This window comes from Streptomyces sp. NPDC001156 (assembly GCF_053598275.1).
The window spans coordinates 1-2,982 of sequence record NZ_JBSFJX010000430.1 but is presented as its reverse complement, the minus strand read 5'-3'; the positions used below and the strand labels follow the sequence as shown (position 1 = coordinate 2,982).

General features: G+C 68.8%; 4 protein-coding genes and 1 pseudogene. 1 reads left to right on the top strand and 4 read right to left on the bottom strand.

The features are described from left to right. Window positions 1-154 precede the first annotated feature (154 nt). From ACWDA7_RS51730 to ACWDA7_RS51720, 3 genes and pseudogenes are all read right to left on the bottom strand, one after another. Window positions 155-886 (bottom strand): annotated as a pseudogene (locus ACWDA7_RS51730) (PP2C family protein-serine/threonine phosphatase); the annotation flags it as partial. Window positions 887-1,418: 532 nt separating this feature from the next. Continuing rightward, a complete protein-coding gene (locus ACWDA7_RS51725; protein WP_450615035.1) occupies window positions 1,419-1,709 on the bottom strand; it encodes a hypothetical protein in 291 nt (96 codons plus the stop codon). Between the two features lie 121 nt (window positions 1,710-1,830). Then, window positions 1,831-2,049 (bottom strand): hypothetical protein, encoded by a 219-nt coding sequence (locus ACWDA7_RS51720; RefSeq protein ID WP_450615033.1) that lies wholly within the window; start codon window positions 2,047-2,049, stop codon window positions 1,831-1,833. Window positions 2,050-2,148: 99 nt separating this feature from the next. Here ACWDA7_RS51720 and ACWDA7_RS51715 point away from each other — a divergent pair, with 99 nt between their 5' ends. Further along, window positions 2,149-2,412, top strand: coding sequence for a hypothetical protein (locus ACWDA7_RS51715; protein ID WP_450615031.1), 264 nt, complete (start codon window positions 2,149-2,151; stop codon window positions 2,410-2,412). 478 nt (window positions 2,413-2,890) lie between these two features. Here ACWDA7_RS51715 and ACWDA7_RS51710 read toward each other — a convergent pair whose 3' ends face one another. Continuing rightward, window positions 2,891-2,980, bottom strand: a complete 90-nt coding sequence (locus tag ACWDA7_RS51710) for a DUF6221 family protein (RefSeq protein ID WP_450609650.1) — start codon at window positions 2,978-2,980, stop codon at window positions 2,891-2,893. Between the last annotated feature and the right edge of the window lie 2 nt (window positions 2,981-2,982).

Below are 2,982 nucleotides of genomic sequence, written 5' to 3'. Positions count from 1 at the left end.
AGCTACCTCGCCGGCCTCCACCTGCGCGCCTCGATGATCTGGATCAAAGACCTCACCCGGACCGCTCATTGATCACGACTCAATACACGCCCTAGGGGGCGGCCGATGCTGCCGTTGGCTGGGCGATGACGTGTGGCTGGGCCTGTGGTCCGGGTCAGGCGTCGGCTCCGGCCTGGGCGCTGCGCCCACCGTGGCGGGGGCCGTTCCAGTCCAGGCACAGCACGGTGGCGTCGTCCTGAAGGTGTCCGTTGCGGGCGTCGATGACCGTGGCGGTCAGGTTGCGCACGACTTCGCGGGGATGCTCGGAGGCGGTGTCACGGATCAGGCCGGGTAGGTCCATGGTCTTTGCCTGGCGTTCTTGCATGCCGTCGGTGTAGAGGACCAGGCGGTCACTCGCACGTAGACCGATGTTCTGGACGCGGTAGGTGCCTTGTGCGGAGACGCCGAATGGCAGATTGATCTCCAGGTGGACTTCGTCGACAGTGCCGTCGCGCAGGCGCAACGGCCAGAGGTGGCCGGCGTTGACAAGGTGTGCGCCGCTGCCGTCCAGGGCGACACGCGGCGACTGGCCGGTGGCGAAGGTGTGCCGGCCATGGTCGAGGAGGGCCTGGTGGGTCTGGCGGGCCTGTTCCGCGAGACCGGCCCCGGCGCGGCGGGCGCGGCGAGAGGCGTTGACCAGGAGGGTAGCCATGAGGGCAGCGTCGAGGTCGTGGCCCATGGCGTCGGTGACCGACACATGCAGGGTGTCCCGGTCAAGCGTGTAGTCGTAGGTGTCACCGGCGATCTCGTCGGCGGGCACCAAGGCCCCGGCCAGAACGAACTCGGCCGCCTCGCAGCAGGAGGCCGAGGGCAGCAGCTGACGCTGGATCTTGGCGGCCAGGCTCAAGTGACCCAGGCCGCTCAGACTGCGGCGGTACACGCTCACGGTTTGATGGCACAGGCAGACCACGGGCGGGCCCGCATGACCTCCGCCAGGCTACGGCGAGGGTGCCCGCTTGCCAGGTCTCTCCTTCATCGGGCGGCACGTAGCAGTGCGCAGCCGACGGCGCTGCTGTTCGGCCCCATCCGGCGGGCGTGTCGTGGAGTAAGGGCACACAGTGACGCGGCCCGAGGTAACAGTGAAGGCACTGTGATCAGGTTGTGGCACAAATCAGCGCTGCTCTTCATCAGTGTGTTGACCTCGCGATAGGCCGCTGCGACCCGTGACACCGCGGAGTCACGCCACGCTGAAGGCAGTGGCCCAGGGACGTGGGTCACTGCGCCTGCTCTTTGGGGAGAGATCACGGGCGCCAGCGTGCAGGGGCAGACCCGGTAGCCTCCGTGACGGGTCTACCCCTGCACGCAAGAGACAAGCCGGCTGCGCGTCTCACACGTGGCTGGGCGCCCAGGCCTTCAACGCGGCGGGGCGGGGGGAACGGTCATTGGTCGGACGGCCGGGAACTGTTGGCGATGACGAGCAGGGCACCGTGCAGGGCTTCCGTCACCGTGTGCCCGTGTTGGACCAGCAGCTCGGAGACGGCCGTCTGCACGATGGCCAGCATGCTGTTGTGTGAGGTTCCGGGCTGTTCCGCAGCCAGAGCGTTGAAGCCGTCGGAGGCCTTCCACTCGATGAGGGCCCCGATAGGGACACGGGTCACCTGCAGGCCTGCCTGACGGTGGTCGTCGTCGGCGACGAGCTGGAAGCCCGCTTGAATGAGGGTGCTCTTCACCTGCACGAAGAACTCTGGATGGACCGATGGCACAAGCCGCGCCTGCCCCGGCTCGCTCCGTTCACACATTTCAGTCTGAGCACGGCCGTCCGGTGCGCCCGCACTGACGTGGGCTCGCGAGTCAGGCGAACTGCCAGCCGAACAGCTGACCATGGTCGCCCACCTCCGCGGTCAGCCACGCGCCCGGCAGATCATCGATCTCGACGCCGATGGCGGAGGCGATCTCAGTGGCCGGGTAGCGCCTCGGTTCGGTGCTCGCTGCGGGCGACGTGTGGTCGACGAGCTCTGCCTGGTCGCCGGACAGCAGCAGGACGCGGACAGTAACGCGGTCGGTGGTCATGGCTGTCATTCCTCTCAGTAACGGGGTGAGCCTTTCGCTCGGATTTCGCAGATCTGACCTCGGAACGCGGTCAGGCCCTTACGGGTGGAAGGTGGAGTCATGGTGAAGTATTGCGTGACCGTGGCGGCGCCCTGCGGATCGGGCGGCCGCCGCGTGCGCGTCGATAACGCGTTCCTGGGCACGGCGTCCTCGCTGCACGAGTTGATGGTGTTCCTGCAACACGCCGGGCTGGTGGGCGGGGATGAGCTGGACGTGGCCGAATCGGACCTCATCGAGTGGCACGGCGGTGGTCCCGAGGTGTGGCCGTGCCAGGGCGGCGGGCTGACTGCTGGATGGCTCCTGGCGGGCCCGCCCCGCGGGTGAGGGTTACGGGGCGGCCCTGACGGGAGCCAGCTTGTGTGCCGGGGCGGCGCCGGGGCTCAGTCTCGCATGGGTGGCGAGTCGAGCGAGGCACCTTGGAGCGTGTCGAGCCCCCTTGGGGGAGGCGCTCGTCACCCGTTCGCGAATGCGGGCTGGTGGGCGCCTCAGTCGTGGGCCTCGCGGCAGCTGCGGCGGCCCTCGAGGGCCTGCGTGACGGTGGCGCCGTACCAGCTGTGAGCGCGGCCCGGCGGGACGGCCCCAGCAGCCGCCCCGTCCCCATCACGCCCGCTCGAAACGCTCCAGCTGGCCGTCATCACCCAGCACAGCGATCACCCGCGCACCGGGCAGCTGGTCACGCGGAATGCCGGTGTCGGCGACGAGGCGCTCCACCGGTACCCGCTCCGGCTCCTCTCCGGTGTGCGCCGTGTTGATGAACGCCTCGTCGCCGAACAGCAGCCCACACGGGCCGTCATGCGCTCGCTCATAGCGTCCATTCCTCTCGGTAGTCGGGGTGGTCGGCCCAGATAGCCGCCACGGCTCGAAGGCAGGCCGGCGCGTGGGAACCGATCATCT